At 59.5% G+C, this 17,812-nt stretch carries 12 protein-coding genes, 2 tRNA genes, 1 pseudogene and 1 other annotated feature; of the genes and pseudogenes, 3 read left to right on the top strand and 12 right to left on the bottom strand.

Translation table 11 applies throughout. The features are described 5' to 3' along the window. Positions 1 to 678 precede the first annotated feature (678 nt). Positions 679 to 924, top strand: coding sequence for a hypothetical protein (locus DDD63_RS11925; protein ID WP_125482365.1), 246 nt, complete (start codon positions 679 to 681; stop codon positions 922 to 924). Next, a pseudogene (locus DDD63_RS00065) lies at positions 921 to 2,223 on the top strand (IS3 family transposase). The gene DDD63_RS11925 and the pseudogene DDD63_RS00065 overlap by 4 nt, the downstream one beginning before the upstream one ends. After that, positions 1,199 to 1,327: a sequence feature (AL1L pseudoknot), on the top strand. Its footprint overlaps the pseudogene before it by 129 nt. Here DDD63_RS00065 and DDD63_RS00060 read toward each other — a convergent pair. After that, positions 2,186 to 3,412, bottom strand: coding sequence for an MFS transporter (locus DDD63_RS00060; RefSeq protein WP_108714651.1), 1,227 nt, complete (start codon positions 3,410 to 3,412; stop codon positions 2,186 to 2,188). The pseudogene DDD63_RS00065 and the gene DDD63_RS00060 sit on opposite strands and share 38 nt — an antisense overlap. 142 nt (positions 3,413 to 3,554) lie before the next feature. Here DDD63_RS00060 and DDD63_RS00055 point away from each other — a divergent pair, with 142 nt between their 5' ends. After that, complete coding sequence (locus DDD63_RS00055; protein WP_240611291.1) at positions 3,555 to 4,379, top strand: SUMF1/EgtB/PvdO family nonheme iron enzyme; 825 nt, start codon at positions 3,555 to 3,557, stop codon at positions 4,377 to 4,379. Here DDD63_RS00055 and DDD63_RS00050 read toward each other — a convergent pair. The 11 genes from DDD63_RS00050 to dnaA form a co-directional block, all read right to left on the bottom strand. Then, positions 4,352 to 5,158, bottom strand: a complete 807-nt coding sequence (locus DDD63_RS00050) for a methyltransferase (RefSeq protein ID WP_108714650.1) — start codon at positions 5,156 to 5,158, stop codon at positions 4,352 to 4,354. The two genes, DDD63_RS00055 and DDD63_RS00050, sit on opposite strands and share 28 nt — an antisense overlap. Before the next feature lie 579 nt (positions 5,159 to 5,737). After that, a tRNA-Ala gene (locus DDD63_RS00045) sits at positions 5,738 to 5,813 on the bottom strand. Positions 5,814 to 5,846: 33 nt separating this feature from the next. Next, positions 5,847 to 5,966, bottom strand: coding sequence for a DLW-39 family protein (locus tag DDD63_RS12610; RefSeq protein ID WP_240611290.1), 120 nt, complete (start codon positions 5,964 to 5,966; stop codon positions 5,847 to 5,849). Positions 5,967 to 5,991: 25 nt separating this feature from the next. Beyond that, a tRNA-Ile gene (locus tag DDD63_RS00040) sits at positions 5,992 to 6,065 on the bottom strand. A 255-nt stretch (positions 6,066 to 6,320) separates the two neighbouring features. After that, the gene (locus tag DDD63_RS00035) at positions 6,321 to 6,809 is read right to left on the bottom strand and encodes a DUF3566 domain-containing protein (protein ID WP_240611289.1); all 489 of its coding nucleotides are present in this window, start codon (positions 6,807 to 6,809) and stop codon (positions 6,321 to 6,323) included. Positions 6,810 to 6,879: 70 nt separating this feature from the next. Next, on the bottom strand, positions 6,880 to 9,615 hold the full coding sequence (gene gyrA / locus DDD63_RS00030) for a DNA gyrase subunit A (protein WP_240611500.1): 2,736 nt from the start codon (positions 9,613 to 9,615) through the stop codon (positions 6,880 to 6,882). Positions 9,616 to 9,635: 20 nt separating this feature from the next. Further along, a complete protein-coding gene (gyrB, locus tag DDD63_RS00025) occupies positions 9,636 to 11,633 on the bottom strand; it encodes a DNA topoisomerase (ATP-hydrolyzing) subunit B (RefSeq protein ID WP_108716565.1) in 1,998 nt (665 codons plus the stop codon). A 240-nt stretch (positions 11,634 to 11,873) separates the two neighbouring features. Beyond that, positions 11,874 to 12,596 (bottom strand): DciA family protein, encoded by a 723-nt coding sequence (locus tag DDD63_RS00020; protein ID WP_108714648.1) that lies wholly within the window; start codon positions 12,594 to 12,596, stop codon positions 11,874 to 11,876. Further along, positions 12,593 to 14,032: a DNA replication/repair protein RecF gene (recF, locus tag DDD63_RS00015; RefSeq protein ID WP_346426221.1), complete on the bottom strand. Its 1,440-nt coding sequence runs from the start codon at positions 14,030 to 14,032 to the stop codon at positions 12,593 to 12,595. The genes DDD63_RS00020 and recF overlap by 4 nt, the downstream gene beginning before the upstream one ends. A gap of 15 nt (positions 14,033 to 14,047) precedes the next feature. Then, positions 14,048 to 15,181: a DNA polymerase III subunit beta gene (gene dnaN / locus DDD63_RS00010; RefSeq protein ID WP_108714646.1), complete on the bottom strand. Its 1,134-nt coding sequence runs from the start codon at positions 15,179 to 15,181 to the stop codon at positions 14,048 to 14,050. A gap of 939 nt (positions 15,182 to 16,120) precedes the next feature. Beyond that, a complete protein-coding gene (gene dnaA / locus DDD63_RS00005) occupies positions 16,121 to 17,812 on the bottom strand; it encodes a chromosomal replication initiator protein DnaA (RefSeq protein ID WP_108714645.1) in 1,692 nt (563 codons plus the stop codon).

Here is a 17,812-nt window from a genome sequence, read left to right as displayed (position 1 = left end):
GTGGCGGGTCTATGCCAGGTGGCGGGTCTATGCCAGGCAGGGCTCGGGGCCTACGCCCGGCGGCGAACTGTCCAAATCCCGTCCAAACAAGAACTGCCCGGTCCAACTCGGGCACGAAATCCGCGGAATTCCGCCACTTCTTATATTGATTGAATCAAGTCTTCCGTCGTTTGGACGGGATTTTGACACGCTTGCTTCCTGAACCCGGAAAACCCGCAGTCTCCGACCACCCCGGCCAAGCGGGCGCCGACTCCGCGGGTTAAGAGCGGGCCGCGTTGGCGGTTGGCGTGGAGTCGACGTCAGGCGGAAATCTACGTCAGGCGACGGGTCTATGCCAGGTGGCGGGTCTCTGCCAGGTAGGGCTCGGGGCCTACCGCGCTCAGACCGGAACCAACGACGACGGCGGGTCGACGTTAGGCAGCGGTAGGGTCTACGTCAGGCGGGGGTTCGGGTAGGCGGAGGTCGGGGGAGGCGCGATTCGGGGCCTACGCCCGGCGGCGAGACAGCGCAGGTTTCGCCCGTTGTTCTGCGCCGTCGCCAGGCCATCTGTTTTCCCGAACTGCCGATTGAACCCAGCTCTCTGCCGCGTCGACAAGTTGCAGCGACCGATTAGCTCAGCTCTTCTCCGGCGGTGTCCGGTCCACAAAGAAACACGACACGGCAGCACAAGCAATCGCAATGAGTGGTACAAGCATGGCGGTGCGAGCAGCTTCCGTAAAGGTGGCGTTCCGCGCAACGGCCTGCATAACGACCGCTACCATCGCCGTCCCCAACGCAGAGCCCACTTGTAGAAAAGTGGAGAGAACCCCGGATGCAGCACCGGCAACCTCCTTCGGAACCCCGCGCATTGCCATCGCCGTCGTCGGTGTGAATCGTCCCGGGTTTGATGGAGGTAGTGATTACACGGAAGGATTACTGTCATGAGTGCATCAAGGAAGTATCCGGAGGAGTTGCGGGAGCGGGCTACCAGGATGGCTGTGGAGGCCCGTCGGGACCCGGAGAGGTCTAAGGGGGCGATCCGCAGGATCGCTGATGAGCTGGGCGTCCATCCGGAGGCGCTGCGTACCTGGGTGAAGAAGGCCGAGGTCGACATGGGCGCCAGGCCGGGAACCACCAGCGAGGATGCTGAGCGGATTCGGGAGCTGGAGAAGGAAGTACGTGAGTTGCGGCGGGCGAACGCGATCTTGAGGAGCGCGTCGGCTTTTTTCGCGGCGGAGCTCGACCGCCCGTCCCGCTGATCTGCAAGTACATCGACTCCCGCAAGGAGGAGTTCGGGGTCGAGCCGATCTGCCAGGTCCTGACACGGTCAGGCATGAAGATCGCCCCGAGCACCTACTACGCAGCCAAGTCCCGTCCCCCATCGGCAAGGAGCAGGCGCGACCAGGCTCTAAAGGCCGAAATCAACAGAGTGCATAAGAAGAACTACTGCGTTCTGGGGGCCAGGAAGATGCATGCGATGCTGAACCGGCCTGAGGTCTGTGAGCGGCATGGGTTGGGGCATGTGGCTCGCTGCACCGTGGAGAGGTTGATGCGGGCCATGGGCCTACAGGGTATCCGCCGCGCCACAGCACCACGCACTACGCGCAGCGCGCTCAAGAAGCGGTGTCCCGCCGACCTGGTGAATCGGCACTTTAGCGCGTTCAGGCCGAACGAGTTGTGGGTGGCGGACATCACCTACGTACGAACCCTGTCCGACTGGGTCTATGTGGCCTTCGCCCGCTGACGTCTACTCGCGTCGGATCATCGGCTGGCAGACCTCCACGAGCCCGTACACTGACCTGGCCCTGGACGCTCTGAAGATGGGGATCTGGCAGCGCAGGCGCGAGGGCGCGGACCTGAAGGGGCTGATTCATCACACGCGGCCGGGGTGTGCAGTACCGGGCAATCCGTTACGGGCAGGCCCTGTCCGAGGCCGATGCTGTGGCCTCTGTGGGGTCGAAGGGCGACTCCTACGATAACACGTTGGCCGAGGCCCTGAATTCCCTGTACAAGGCTGAACTTATCCGTAACCACCACTACCTCGACTCCCACGGCCCCTGGCAGGGTATTGATGATGTCGAGTTCGCTACCGCCCAGTGGGTGCACTGGTACAACACAACCCGTCCTCACTGCGCCATCGACACGCACACTCCGATCAAGCACGAGCAGGCCTACACCCCACCACCACAAGAAGACACCAACACCATCAACCAACCCCAGCCGGCAACCGCCGGCGCCAGATAAAACAGCCTCCACAAAACCCGGGGCTTGACGGTGTGAATAACATGGCATTACCGGCCCCGATGATGCACATGACGGGGATGAAACGGTTCCAGCTGGCTTCAGGAACCATCAGCCACGCTGCCAAACCGACGCCGCACGCGGTTAACCCGAGACCAAGAGCAAACAGGACCCGCGCATCCATTTTGTCAGTAAGACGGCCAACCACCGGAGCAAGAAGCATGGAAGCCAAGGACGCGGGAGCAATCACCAGACCCGCCCGCTGCGCACTGGCACCCAATCCTTCTTGCAGAAAGAAAGACAGAACAAGCGTGAAGCTTATAACCACAACTGAAACGCTCACGCCGGCAGGCAACATGATCCTGTAGCGGCGACTCGTGAACAGTGTGAAAGGAAGCAGTGGGTCGGCGTTCTGAACCCGACGCTGTTGAGCTAGGAAGGCGCCCAGCAACAGCACAGTAAGACCGAGACCCATCCAGGTCGACGTCGTCCAGCCCGCTTCACCGACTCGCATCAAGGTATATACCCCGATCGCCAGGGCCAACGCCGCGAGAACTGCCCCGGGAATATCAAGTTTTCGCTGCCGACTCTGCGATGTGCGCGGAAGAAACACCAGGGCTGAGACGCACAAAACAATACCGATCGGCACATTGATAAGGAAGACCCACCGCCACCCCAACTGTGTGACTAGCAGTCCTCCGACTACCGGACCAACCACTGCGGCTCCGGCGCCAACCGAGCCTCGGATCCCTAAAGCCGTACCCTGCCGCTCCTTTGGGATCACCGCGACAATGGTCGAGAGGATTTGCGGTACCAAGAGCGCTGCGCCGAGCCCCTGGCACGCCCGTGCAGCTATGAGCTGCACCGGACTGTGTGCTAACGCGCAAGCTAAACTGCAGACGGCAAAAATCACAACGCCGGAGGCAAACACTCGCCGAGAACCGAATAGGTCGCCCAGTCTACCGGCAGTGATCAGTACCGTCGCGAGCGCAAGAACGTAAGCGCTAACCGCCCACGTCCCTTCAACAACAGTCGCACCGAGCTCCTCCCTGATCCTGGGCAAAGCGACTGTCACTACGGTCATGTCCATCTGGGCCATGAAGTAACCGACGACAACAACCCAATACACAGCCCATGGGCGTACCGGTCTGACGGTACCGTTCTCAGGGTTGCCTTTATTCCGTGACCTCATCGAAGTCCTCCTACTTTTTATACGACCAAATAGCAGACGGTACCTTTGTAGTTCGCTCGATCCGCACCGATTGATCGACAGCTGTCTCCTGAAGGCAGCTGACACAACAACGCTAGGGTGCTGCTGGTGTAGAGTTCAAAACGTGCCCCTGCCCAGTCTTGAAATGATTCCCATCCCTGCCGGGTACATCATGTTGCATGATGCGCGGACGAGGACTTCACGCGGCGTACAGTTACGACAATTTCACATCGCTTCTACTTCGGTGACATGGCGATTGTATTCAGCTCTGTTGGGGATACCGGTGCCCACCGGTGTGGATGAGAATGCGCCCGCACATTCCATATCCTGGCTCAGCGCTGTGAGCTGGTGCAATATGTTGTCCACCGCGAAGGAACTAACTCCGGCATACACCATTGACAGAGGCGGGATCACCTGGAACGTTAACGCTGACTGTTTTCGGTTGCCGACGGAGGCCGAGTGGGAATATGCCTGCCGCGCGGGATCAACAGGCCCGCACTACGGTCCGCTTTCCGATATCGCGTGGACGGACGAAGACGCCGTCACGGGAGCACAGTGCGTCGGCCAGAAGTTGCCGAATGCTTTTGGCCACTTCGACATGCTGGGCAATGTGTGGGAGTGGTGCTGGGACTACTCCGACCCAGCACGATACGCCGACTACGCGTGCTGCGTGGCGGCGGATGGGCAGATAGGCATTGGAGCGTTCGCGCCTCGGTACGGCGCGGCAGCATGCCCGGCGCGCAGTTGGACGACGTCGGCTTCCGCATCGCAAGAGGCGCCGTGGGCGAGCCTGGCAACCATGCCGCTCAAGGCTGGTCACAAGAGGCCGACCGGAATCGAGCGAATATCGCCGGTGCCTTGCCTATCGGCTGGACACCGCTGCGCAGATAATTCAAGAAGTCCGATGGGCGTGGACTCGGGTCAGGCGAACTCGACGACCACCTCGTAGAGCGAGCGGCCTTCGCGCAATGCATGAAGCGCCTGCTGCACGGATTCGGGCAGGTCGGCGTCATCTGGCAAGTATGACAGCAACCCATAATCTGCTCGTACCTCAGACACCGCTGTAGACCAGCGCATAGGGGCTAGCGGGTCAGCAACCCGATACGGCATTCTGACGTCGGCGACGCCTGATTCACGTACGGCCCGTTCACTTGCCGCAACCATATCCGGCGACTCGGCATCGTAAACAAATGCGCCTGCGGGGAAGCGCCGTGCCATCTCATCGACCAGATCCCGGATCTGTTCTTCCTCGAAGAAATAGACGACGCCGGAGGCGACGGCGATCATCCCGTCACAATCATCAATCGCATCCATCCAGTCGGTGTCCATCAGCGAGCCGGTGAGTTCACATTCCCGGGGATGGGATTGCATCCACTGCCGACGCGCACACATAACATCCGGTAGATCCAGGCAATAGACCTTCGTCTGACCGTTGTCTACATCGTCGATGAGGCGGTCCATCCCACAACCCAGATCGACGACGGCGGCTCTAGGGTAAACCTGCAGATAGCGACGTAACTCGACTACCGTGGCCCGGTGACGTAGCGCATAGATGGCCGCAGGGACATCTCCCAAATCTGCAACCACTAACTCGGGACGATCTGCGACTACCTGTTGCGCGATGTGTTCAGCCCACCGGTCCTGAAAGCAGTGCGGCCACAGGCGAGCCGCACGCGCTCGGCCGAATAGCGGGATGAATAATGTCCGCTGCACCTCATCGCTTAGCATATACCTAACTATAGGCGCGTCAACGCGAACCTGCCGGTTCAGCGGACTCGACCGAGCGCCACCGAGAATCCCAGAGGAGGATCACGTATTAGGGCAGTCTGATGCTGCACGAACCTACATAGTGGTGGTGTTCGACCGTGCGCACAGCCTTTTGGTAGCTCGCTGAGGGAAATGTCCAAATCCCGTCCAAACAAGAACTGCCCGGTCCAACTCGGGCACGAAATCCGCGGAATTCCGCCAGTTCTTATATTGATTGAATCAAGTCTTCCGTCGTTTGGACGGGATTTTGACACGCTTGCTTCCTGAACCCGGAAAACCCGCCGTCTCCGACCACCCCGGCAAGCACTCGGCGCCCACACCATCACGATGCCGCATCACAACAGCCAAAAACCATCCAAAACACCACAAGTACTCGATACCCGAGTCCGCCACTTACGGCTAGTCACAGGAAACCAATCGGATTAGAGCCGCTATAACAGTCCAGTGCCCGCCCGGTCGGCATTACCACCAGCATCGGCGACTCAAGCCCGTGTTGAATGGCTGCTGAATGCCCTCGCCCTCTCGGCGGCGATTCTCTCATGGTGGAGCTAACGGGGCTCGAACCCGTGACCTTCTGCTTGCAAAGCAGACGCGCTACCAGCTGCGCCATAGCCCCAGTCAAGCTGCCGCCTTCGGAAGCGGCAGACGCTTATTCGATCGAGTCAGTGACCTCGGTCCACACGGCCTGGTCTTGCTGGCTCTTACTGACCTGAATCCAGATCGCATATCCGGCCGCAAGGGCGACCGTGGCGAGTAGGAACTTCTTCATGGCTTCTCTCCTTGAGGATAGTTCGTGGGCCTAGATGGACTCGAACCATCGACCTCAGTCTTATCAGGACTGCGCTCTAACCAACTGAGCTATAGGCCCATTGCACTATCGGGTGCCGAAATAGGTTACCGCACCGGCGGAGCGATCTTCAAACCGATACCGCCGAGCGCGAGCGCGAGGCCGGTCACACCCAGAGCTCTTGGCAGCGTCAAGCACCGCTTGTTTCTGGTTGCATACTTCATAGGAACGGCCCGTGGGCGGGTAGCTCCGCAGCAATCGTGCTGGTAATACAGCGAGAAACACACGCCGGCTCACAGGCATGCTTTCGTTTGCGTCGCGGAATCGCCGCCTCGCTTACTCGTCGGTCACCGAGATATGCAGACCGCCCACCAGCGAGGCAATCAAGTTGTACACCAGCGCACCCACAGCACTCAGGGCTGTGAACAGCACGACGTCGAGAATCGCAACGATCACACCGAAGCTCATCCAGCGTCCGAAGCCCAAGTACTGGGCCAACTGCAACAGTTGCTCCGAGTTCAGAGTCTCAAGCAGATTGTTGATCTCCGCGAACAGTGACATCCTGTCCAGTACGAACCACAGCAGCATCCAGGCGATCACGATCATGACGCCTAGTGCCACAGAGAAGAGGAATCCCAACTTCAGCACGGATAGCGGTTCCACCTTGGCGATGGTCATCTTCACCCGGCGGATACCGACTGCGCGCTTCGGCGCATCGACCGGCGGGGTTACCGGATCCTCCATGCGCTCCTGCGTGCTGCGCCGCCGCGGCATCTGGGGCTCACCGGGCGCATCAATCGCCTGTGTAGGCTGCTCTTCGCTCATTACTACTCCGTCATTGCTGCTTGGCACGCTGCACGGATACTTGCGTATCCGCTATGTCAGAGGCTACCGCTTATTGCACCTCTTCGTCATCCGAACCAGCGGCGCTTCCAGCACTTTCCGCACTGTCAACGCCTTCGGATCGGCCAGCACTTACGGTATCCGCTCTACTCTCGGCGCTGTCAACTTCTTCCGAGACTTCGCCTTCTTCTGAGACTTCACCACTCTCGGAATCAGCCGCGGTCTCGGCGCTTCCCGCAGTCTCTGCACTTCCTGCAGTCGCAGCGCTTTCACCGCTTCCCGCGCTATCGGCGGATCCCGGTTCGATGCCTTCCTCGGCGGTATGTGCGATACCGATGATCTTGTCGCCCTCACCCGGGCGGGTGAAGGTCACACCTTGCGTGGCACGGCCCGTTAAAGAGACTTCGTCCGCGCTGGCGCGCATCACCTTCCCGGATTCCATCACCACCATGACATCTTCACCTTCACGGGTGATAAGCGCGCCCACCAGGTCGCCGCGTTCCTCGGTCAGCTTGGCCACTTTGATGCCGTAGCCACCGCGGCCCTGCACCCGGTACTCTTCAATGCGGGTGCGCTTGGCAAAGCCGTTCTCCGTCATAATGAAGACCTCGGAGCCCTCGTGCACCACGCTCATCGTCAGCAGGGAATCACCATCGCGGAACTTCATGCCCGTCACGCCGGACGCCGCCCGGCCCATGGGCCGCAGCGCCTCGTTGGTCGCCGTGAAGCGGATCGACTGGCCTCGCCGGGAGACCAGTAGCAGGTCCTCACCCTCGTCCACCAGGCAGGCCGCAACCACCTGATCGGTTGATCCATCCACATGTTCGCGCAGTTTGATGGCAATCAGGCCACCCGAGCGCGGCGAATCGTAATCCCGCAGGCGGGTCTTCTTCACCAGGCCATCCGCCGTCGCCAACACCAGATACTCGGCCTGATCGTAGTCCTTGAGCGTAATGGTGGAGGCGATCACCTCACCGGGCTGGAAGGCGAGCACATTGGCAATATGCTGCCCCTTCGCATCCCGACCGCCTTCGGGTAGTTCGTAGCCCTTGATGCGGTACACCCGGCCCAAATTGGTGAAGAACAGATGCCAGTCATGCGTGGACGCAACGTCGAAATGCTCGATGACATCGTCGCCACGCAACTGCGCCCCGCGGATGCCCTTGCCGCCGCGATGCTGGGCGCGGTACTCGCTCGCCTTCGTGCGCTTGACGAACCCGCCGCGCGTAATGGTGACAACCACATCCTCCTCCGGGATGAGGTCTTCCACACTCATCTCACCGTCGAAGGGAAGAATGGTGGTGCGCCGGTCGTCGCCATAACGATCGACAATGCCCTGCAACTCCTCGGAGATAATCGTGCGCTGCCGTTCCGGCTTGGCGATAATATCCCGATAGTCCGCAACCAGTGCGACCTTCTCGTTGTATTCATCGAGGATCTTCTGCCGTTCCAGGGCGGCCAGGCGGCGCAACTGCATCTCCAGAATGGCGTTGGCCTGGTCCTCGTCGATCTCCAGCAGGGCCATCAAGCCGGAACGCGCCTCATCCACCGTGGGTGAGCGGCGGATCAACGCCACCACCTCGTCCAGCGCGTCCAGCGCCTTCAGGTAGCCCTCCAAGATATGCAAGCGCTTCAGCGCCTCGCCAAGCCGGTACTCGGTGCGCCGGCGGATAACCTCGATCTGGTGCGTCACCCAGTGCCGCACGAAACCGTCGAGCGATAGCGTGCGTGGCACGCCGTCCACCAGCGCCAGCATGTTGGCCGGGAAGTTGTTCTGCAGCTGGGTGTGCTTGTACAGATTGTTCAGCACAACCTTCGCCACCGCATCCTTACGCAGCACGACGACGATGCGCTGACCGGCTCGGCCGGAAGTCTCGTCACGAATATCGGCAATGCCCGGCAGCCGCCCGTCCTTGATTCCCTCGACCATCTTGTCCAGCAGGCGATCCGGGTTCACCTGGTACGGAAGGTCGGAGATCACCAGGCATTGGCGGCCGTGAATCTCATCGACCTCAACCACGGCACGCTGCGTAATGGTGCCGTGACCGGTGCGATACATATCCTCAATGCCGCGTGTGCCCAGAATAGTGGCGCCAGTGGGGAAATCAGGACCCTTGATGCGGCGCATCAATTCGCCCAGCAGCTCTTCCTTCGACGCCTCCGGGTGCTGCAAATACCACTGAATACCCTCGTTAACCTCGCGTAGGTTATGCGGCGGAATGCGGGTGGCCATACCGACGGCGATGCCCTCCGAGCCGTTGACCAACAGGTTCGGATAACGGGCCGTCAAAACCAGCGGTTCCATCAACGAGCCGTCATAATTCGGCTCGAAATCAACCGTGTCCTCCTTGATGTCCCGCACCATTTCCATGGCCAGAGGTGCCATGCGCGCCTCTGTGTAGCGGGGGGCTGCCGCACCCAGGTCGCCGGAGGTGCCGAAGTTGCCCTGGCCGGCCACCAGCGGGTAGCGCATGGCCCACGGTTGAGCCAGGCGCACAAGCGTGTCATAAATGGCGGCGTCGCCGTGCGGGTGATAGTGACCCATCACGTCACCGACGATCTTGGCGGACTTGGAGAAGGAATTATCGGGGCGGTAGCCGCCGTCGTACATGGCGTAGAGCACGCGGCGGTGCACCGGCTTCAAACCGTCACGCACATCAGGCAGAGCGCGGCCGACGATGACGGACATGGCATAGTCCAGGTAGGACCGCTCCATCTCACGCTGAAGGTCAACCCCCATAATGTCGCCGTGGTAGTACTGCGTTTCTTCCGGGGTATCCGGAGTCATATCGTCGCTCATTGCCTGCCTTAAATGTCGAGGAACCGGACGTCGTGCGCGTTACGCTGGATAAAGCTGCGGCGCGACTCAACGTCTTCACCCATCAGCACGGAGAATGTCTCATCCGTGGCGGCCGCCTCACCAATGGAAACCTGTTTCAGGGTGCGATGCGCCGGATCCATCGTGGTATCCCACAACTCTTCGGCGTTCATCTCGCCCAAGCCCTTGTAGCGCTGAATGCGCTGACTCTCGTCTTTCGGAAGCCGCCAACCGGCTTCGCGGCCGGCGGCGAGTTTCTCGTCACGCTCCCGGTCCGAGAAGACGTAATCATGCGGAGCGTTCGTCCATTTGATGCGATAGAGCGGCGGCATGGCGAGGTAGACATTGCCGTTCTCAATCAGTGGGCGCATATACCGGTATACGAGGGTCAGCAACAGGGTCGCGATATGTGAGCCGTCGACGTCGGCGTCGGCCATGAAGACGATCTTGTGGTAGCGCAGTTTCGACATGTCGAACTCATCGCCAATACCGGTGCCGAAGGCGGTGATCAGGCCCTGAATCGTATCCGAAGAGAGAGCCCGATCCAGGCGCGCCTTCTCCACGTTCAGGATCTTGCCCCGAATCGGCATGATCGCCTGATGTTCCGGATCGCGGCCATTCACCGCGGAACCGCCGGCGGAATCACCCTCCACGATGAAGATCTCGCATTCCTCCGGGTTACGTGAGGTGCAGTCCTTCAACTTGCCCGGCATCGACGCCGATTCGAGGACGCTTTTACGCCGCGTCGCCTCACGCGCCTTGCGCGCGGCCGCCCGGGCGGCGAAGGCCTGCGTCGCCTTGCGAATAACGTCCTTCGCCTCATTTGGATGCGAATCCAACCAATCATTGAGATGCGCGTACAGCTGTTGTTGTACGAAGGTGCGCGCCTCGGTGTTGCCAAGCTTCGTCTTGGTCTGGCCCTCAAACTGAGGCGTGCCGAGCTTCACCGAGATAATCGCCGTCAGGCCCTCCCGGATATCCTCGCCGGAGAGGTTTGGATCCTTATCTTTCAGCAGGCCCTTGTCGCGCGCGTACTTGTTAATAACGGAGGTCAGAGCGGCACGGAAGCCCTCCTCGTGCGTTCCACCCTCCGTGGTGTTGATGGTATTGGCGAAGGTATTGATGGACTCCGAGTAGGCGGAGGTCCACTGCATGGCCACCTCGCACTCGATGTGCTTGTCAAGATCCTCCGCCTCGAAGTAGATCACCGAGGGATGGATAACCTCAACCTTCTTCGTGGTGTTCAAGTGTTTGACGTAATCCAGCAATCCATCCGAGTAGCAGTAGGAGATTTCCCGCCGCGGTGCCTCACCGTTGCCGTCCTCGCCGGCAACCTCGTCACCGTCCGCGATGGCCGTCGGCCGTTCATCAATCAGGGTGATGCGCAAGTTCTTGTTGAGGAAGCTCATCTGATGGAACCGTTTGCGCAACGTTTCAAAGTCGTAATCAACGGTTTCAAAGATGTCGCCATTGGCCCAGAAGGTTTGTGTTGTGCCGGTCTCTTCCGTCTTCTCCCCACGCTGCAGCGGGCCGGTGGGCACCCCGTTCTCAAAGGCGATGCGCCACACGTATCCATCGCGGCGAATCTCGGTTTCCATCCGCGTGGACAGGGCGTTGACCACCGAGAGGCCGACTCCATGCAGTCCACCGGACACCGCGTAGCTGCCGTTTCCGAACTTGCCGCCGGCGTGCAGAACCGTCATAACGACCTCGACGGCGGGACGATGCTCCGTCGGATGCTCATCCACCGGGATTCCACGCCCGTTATCGACGACGCGCACGCCGCCGTCGGCCAGAATCGTCACCTCGATATGATCGCAGTACCCGGCAAGCGCCTCGTCCACCGCGTTATCAACGACTTCGTACACCAGGTGGTGCAGTCCCCGCTCGCCGGTGGAACCGATATACATACCCGGCCGGGTACGCACCGCCTCCAAACCTTCGAGCACGGTGATATCCGAGGCGTCATAGGACTGCTCCGGTGACATATCACCGACATGCTGTGTTGGGTCAGCCGACGCGGCGGCATCGGACGTAGGATCAGAAAGGTGCGAAACGTCGTCAGACACGCGTGACTATCTCCTTCTGCGCGGCGGGAATGGCCAATACCGGCCCTCAGACACTTCTGAGCCCCAAAACGGTAGGACCCCACACACCGCGAGGCCGCGTTCATTTTACCGCAGTTTTCATCACGTTTCAGTCGACGACGCAGCGCCTCCCACGCATATTCAGCCGTAGGTGTCACGCGGCCCGCGTCCGGGCACCGAATACCTGCCATGTTTCCACGAGGGCCTCTGCGGACCCTGTACAACGATCTGTTTCACCACGTTTGGGCCGACTTCCGCATTCAACCGCGCATGCAGAGTTGCCAGCAGTGCCTTGATCTGCGCCTCCCATGAGCTCGACGACGCCTGCAGGGTCAGTACGCCGTCGTCGCCAAAAGACACCACAGTGACATGCCGGGCAACATTTGGCCCCACAACTTCCTCCCAGCGTGCTGTCACCGCAGCCATATCGAGTTGGTGGCCCCACCCGAAGTCCTTTACCGCACGAGTGAGGATATCTGCTAGGGCATGCGGGTCCCGGTGCGATGGGCGCGGCCCGGAGCCAACGTCACCCCATCCCGGACCGGGGGTTGCGACGTCGTCACCGAGCTGGTCCGGCTTTCCGTCCGACGCCGCATCGCGTGTTCCCGCCAGGCTCCGCCGCGAGTCGGCACGTGCAGGCAGTCGCGTTTTGATGTCACCGCGTCTGAATGCGGCCTCTCGCGCACGATCAAGAGCGCGCAAAGCCAAAATATCGCCGTTGCGCTCGGCCGCCGCCAGACGCGCAGCCTCGACTCGGCCTATTGGTGTTTGTGGCGCGATCTCAGGTGCAGTCACGCTTTTGAAGGCACTATCCCTTTGACCGGCCGTGGCACTGCCTGCTTCGTTTTTGTTCAGCCGACTCATAAAACACCTGCCGAGAGATCATCATCTCCGGACAGATTTTGCATCTGCGGATCATTGAGATTCTTACCACCCAAGTTGCTTATGCCTGAGCTCGCGGTATCGGCACTAACAGCTGCGACAGTATCACCACCAGTCGAAGCAGCATCATCGGGGACAGCATCGTCGTCAGTACTACTAGCGCCGTCAGTACTACTAGCGCCAGCGGCATCGCCACTCTCCACAACTCCGGCGTGAACACAAAAGCGCGCGCCGCCCAGTGCTTCCGGCAGATCATCGCCGACGGCGGCCGTAATAATCACCTGTTGTGCCTGGGTGACGAGTTCCGCCAGGCGACGGCGCCGTCGGGAATCGAGCTCGGCGAAGACATCGTCCAACAGGAGTAGCGGCTCATGATCGTCGGACCATTGTCCCGACTCGTCGCTGCGTAGCACGTGCCAGGTTGCCAAGCGCAGGGCCAGTGCGTAACTCCAGGACTCGCCGTGGGAGGCATAACCGCGAGCGGGCAGTGTTCCCAGGGATAGCACCATCTCATCGCGGTGCGGACCCACGAGATTCACACCGCGACTGATTTCCTCGTCGCGGCGTGCGGCAAGAGCGCTCAGGAGTTGAACTTCTACCAACTCGACGTCTTGTAAATCGTTCTCGTGTTCCGCCACCAGACGTCGCGCTTGGGCCGCCTTGTCACCATTTTTCTCATCGGCGTGTAGATCCGCCGCAGTGGGTAGGGTGAATACTCCGCGATCCGCACTAGCACGGTAATCGATGCGGGCCTCTTCGTCGGCGCCGGAGACTTCCCGGTAGTAGCGCGAGACTGGTTCGCGTAGGCGGGAGATGATGGCAGCCCGCGCCGCGGTGAGTTGCGCACCCAGATGTGCTAGCTGCATATCCCACACGTCAAGTGCCGTAAAATCGAGTACTTTCCCACGTCGTTTCGCCGCTCCGAGCGATTTGAGCAGAGCACCGCGCTGGCGCAGAACCTTCTCATACTCGCTTTTCACCTGCGCGAGCCGCGGACGCATTTGCACCATCACATCATCGAGCAGTGAACGACGTGCCGCGGGGTCTCCTCGCACTAGTTCCAAGTCTTCCGGAGCGAAGAGTACCGCGCGCATATGGCCAAGGAGTTCGACCGGGCGAACATTACCGCGATTCAGGCGTGCCCGATTGGCGTGACCTGCGTAAATCTCAACTTCGAGAGTATCGGAGCGCTGCCCTTGCGCCAGTCGGGCTCGTATGACACCGGCAGTCGCGCCTTGCCGAATGAGTGCGTTATCTGAACTCACTCGATGGGAGGAAAGTGTGGCGAGGTACGTTATCGCTTCCACGATATTCGTCTTGCCCTGGCCATTCTCCCCAACGAATGTTGTCACGCCGGGACCAAGTTGAAGCAGAAGCTGCCGGTATGAGCGGAAGTCAGTCAGCGCAAGATCCGTCACATACACAGAATGTCACTATCCACCATAAATTCGGATCGGCATCTGCAGCAGCCGGAAGTCTTCGGACGGCTCGCCGTCCTGTTCATCCTGTGCCGTGATAACAACCGGCTTCGAAGAGTGCGTGAAGGAGAGGCGGACGAAATTAGAGGTCACCGAACTCAAACCTTCCTGCAGGAAGGTCGGATTGAATGCCATGGTGATATCTTCGCCGTTGAGCACGGCGGGCAGTGCTTCGCTCGTCTGCGCATTATCACCCTGTCCCGCTTCAAGCACGACCTGCCCCTCGGAGAATGACAAGCGCACCGCCGAGTTCTTCTCCACTACCAGACGAGCACGCTTGATTGCATCGAGAAGTTCCACGCGATCGACGACGGCGTAACCGTTGCTTTCCGCCGGGAAGAGCCCTCGGACGTCCGGGTAATCGCCGTCGATAAGACGCGCCACGTTCTGCCGTCCGGCAACACTGAAACCAATCTGCCCGGCCCTGCCAGAGGTATCAATGGACACGTCAATATTGCCGACCGATCCGAGCGACTTGGCGATATCCGAGAGTCGAGCGGCACGAATAAGGATCGTGGCGGAGAAGTCAGGGGAAACCGGTGTCCATTCGATGTCACGGACGGCGAGGCGGTAGCGGTCGGTCGCCATTAGTGAGACTCGGGATCCGTCAATCTCAATGCATACCGACACCAACAAGGGCAAGGTGTCATCACGGGATGCCGCGGTCACCACCTGCGCAACGGCTTCCTGCCACAAGGCGCCATCAACGGTTCCCGAAATCTCCGGCATGTCTGGGAACTCCGGATAATCTTCCAAAGGCATTGACTGCATAGAGATATGTGTGGAACCACAGAGAATCTCTAGCTTCGACCCCTGTACTTCAAGATCAATCGGCTTGTTTGGAAGGGCCCGTGCGAAATCGGCCAAAAGGCGGCCATGAACCAGAATCTCGCCCGGTTCATCAACCGATGTCTCAATACTGGCGTGGGAGGAGATATCCGGGTCATAAGCGCCGAGCGTTACCGTGTTGTCAGCGGACGCGGTAATGCGTATCCCGGCGAGAACAGGCAGAGAAGGCCGGGTAGGAATGGTGTGTGCCACCCAGGAGACGGCATCCGCAAAAACGTCATGCTCGATCCGTAGTTTCACAACCGAACCTTCTTTCCTGAAGAGACACTACTGCCTGTAGAGACACTACCGACAACTCTACGCGAGATCGCCCAGAGAGGCGACTCTATTATCGATTTCTCCGCTGTCGGCCAATTGGGTTACTGACCGGCTGGGATGTCGGTGATCTGGCCGCTAGATCGCTTGTTATTCGGTCGGTTGTTATTCGGTCGGTCGCCAGCCACTTCGATAGCTGGATGCTGCGACGATGACTAATCAGGTAAGTGCCCCTCCCGGTCATCGGCATATCGGAGATGACCACAGCTGTTTGTAGGCCGTGTCAGGTGAGCAGTTATTCAATTCAGGGGCCGACCTCACGTGGCGGGTGCGAGTTGTCATTCTCCTCGGTCCGGCCAGCAGTGCACTGCCGGGAGTTAGATGTGGCATGGGAAGAAGTTGGTAGTTGTAGTAGGCGTTGTGGATCATGTGGATATCTGTTCGAAGGTGCGTCAACATGCGGATTCTGCTTGTGCATGAAGCGGTGGGCAGTGTTGTGAATAAAAGCGACGTGCGGTGGATGAGACATTTCCACTCGAGAGCCATCCACCGAATGGGAGGGCTTCATCCGCAGATTTCGACTGTTATTCACGGGCCTTCCACAATTGTTGTGGATCGCAGCGGGTCCGGACGCATGAACAGACGAGACGGAACAAGATGAGAAGGCGTACCGCGAGTGATAAGCCTATGACGGTTCGATGGCGTGAACGGTTGGCGGGGTGTCGGACTATTGGGCAGTATGCGTGACGGCATGCCACGCAGAAAGATGTGTGGCGGCGCCCCACGTACAAACAAAGTGTTTCGCACCGATATACCTTGTGTGCAGTGCACCGGCAAGGCGCAGGCCAGACTAGTTGGGCGCGTGGTAACCAGGCATGCGCGAGGAGGGACCGAGCGGAGGCCTGGAACGTGAGGAATCGAGGATCACTCAGGTTGTTCGGAGTGCGACTGTTGCGAGGCCGCTGCCTGCTTGATTCGGCTCGTCAGCTCGGATACCTGGTTGTATGTGGTTTGCCGTTCTGCCATTTGCTTGTCAATCTTGCGATAAGCGTGCATGACGGTTGTGTGATCGCGGCGTCCGAAAATGTTGCCGATTCGGGGCAGGGAGAGATCTGTCATCTCCCGGCACAGATACATGGCGATTTGCCGAGCGGTCACAATGGTGCGTGAACGATCCGCCGCAGTGAGATCGTCAATAGTGATCTCGAAGTAGTTGGCCGTCTGGCTCATGATGAGGCTGGCGGTGATCTCGATATCGTCCGGGTTAGAGATGAGATCTTTGAGTACCATCTCGGAGAGTGTTAGATCAACCGGCTGTTTGGAAAGATCCGCAAAGGCTGTAACACGGCGCAATGCGCCCTCCATTTCGCGGATATTAGTCGTCATATTCGCGGCGATGTACTCGTGGACTTCGCGTGGCACTTGAATGCCATCGACGCTCGCCTTCTTCTCCAAAATGGCGACGCTTGTCTCCAGGCTGGGTCGGTCGATACTGGCGGTGACACCGGAAATGAAGCGTGAAACCATCCGCTCTTCGAAGCCGTTGAGCAGATTGGGCGCTACATCGGAGGTGATAACGATCTGCTTGTTCGCGTTTGTCAGCGCGTTGAAGGTGTGGAAGAACTCTTCAACAGTTGTGTCCCGGCCGCCAATGAACTGGATGTCGTCGATCAGCAAGATGTCGACGGTGCGGAACTGGTCCTTGAACTCTGCCTGGCGGCCGTCTCGCAAAGAGTTGATGAAGTCGTTGGTGAATTCTTCCGCGCTGATGTAGCGAACCTTGATATGCGGGTAGAGATTCAAGGCATAGTTGCCAATGGCGTGCATGAGGTGTGTTTTTCCCATGCCGGATTCTGAGTACAGGAACAGTGGATTGTAGGTTGTTCCGGGTGATTCGGCGACGGCGAGTGCGGTGGCGGTGGCGAATCTGTTGGAGTCGCCGATGACGAAGTTGCTGAATGTATAGCGTGGATTAAGCCGTGCGGCAATGCTTCGCGACGACGGATTGGCAACGTCCGTTGCAATTGCGGCAGTTGTTGAGATGGTGGAAATGGAGCCGGTCAAGGTGGGGTTGTGTTCAACCAGAGTGTCGATGGGAGAAAGCTTCTTCTGAACAAGGCTTTCTGCCATTGCAGTAGTGCCAGTGGAAGCTGGAGCGGAGGTGGCGACAGGAGCTGAAACTACCGGGGGAATGGGTGACTGCGGCGATTCCAACGTTGGTGACGTGACCGGCGGTTGATGTACCGGAGCTGCCGGGGTCGTGAGAAGCGAAGCCGTTTCGCCACCGGCGACACGCACCGGGCTTGATGGAGTCACCGGAGCCGATGATGCGGACGGTGCAGGAGTCTCATTAACGCTCGGATCTACGGAAATCATCAAGCGAATTTCACGGCCGAGGATATCCGACAGCCGTGCAGTCATGGCAGTCGCCACGTGTTCCTCAATCCAAGTCTTTACAAAGTCTGAGCCGACTGCAATCATGAAGATCTCATCTACGGCCGCAAGAGGATGTGCCATTCGTACGAAGGCAATCTGGGAATCGGAAAGTAATCCTTCAGTCCGAAGCAGCTCTGCTGCCGCTGTCCACGCATCGCGCGCGGGGTTACCGTCGCCCAT

The sequence above is a fragment of the Actinobaculum sp. 313 genome, from assembly GCF_003073475.1.
In the GTDB taxonomy this organism is placed as follows: domain Bacteria; phylum Actinomycetota; class Actinomycetes; order Actinomycetales; family Actinomycetaceae; genus Asp313.
The sequence above is the reverse complement of the archived record's forward strand: the minus strand, read 5'-3'. Positions and strand labels throughout refer to the sequence as shown.

Bases quoted from the DNA above. Each gene is read 5' to 3' on its own strand.
- DDD63_RS11925 (WP_125482365.1), top strand. From the start codon at position 679: ATGAGTGGTACAAGCATGGCGGTGCGAGCAGCTTCCGTAAAGGTGGCG.
- DDD63_RS00060 (WP_108714651.1), bottom strand. From the start codon at position 3,412: ATGAGGTCACGGAATAAAGGCAACCCTGAGAACGGTACCGTCAGACCG.
- DDD63_RS00050 (WP_108714650.1), bottom strand. From the start codon at position 5,158: ATGCTAAGCGATGAGGTGCAGCGGACATTATTCATCCCGCTATTCGGC.
- DDD63_RS12610 (WP_240611290.1), bottom strand. From the start codon at position 5,966: ATGAAGAAGTTCCTACTCGCCACGGTCGCCCTTGCGGCCGGATATGCG.
- DDD63_RS00035 (WP_240611289.1), bottom strand. From the start codon at position 6,809: ATGAGCGAAGAGCAGCCTACACAGGCGATTGATGCGCCCGGTGAGCCC.
- gyrA (WP_240611500.1), bottom strand. From the start codon at position 9,615: ATGACTCCGGATACCCCGGAAGAAACGCAGTACTACCACGGCGACATT.
- gyrB (WP_108716565.1), bottom strand. From the start codon at position 11,633: ATGTCACCGGAGCAGTCCTATGACGCCTCGGATATCACCGTGCTCGAA.
- DDD63_RS00020 (WP_108714648.1), bottom strand. From the start codon at position 12,596: ATGAGTCGGCTGAACAAAAACGAAGCAGGCAGTGCCACGGCCGGTCAA.
- dnaA (WP_108714645.1), bottom strand. From the start codon at position 17,812: ATGGGCGACGGTAACCCCGCGCGCGATGCGTGGACAGCGGCAGCAGAG.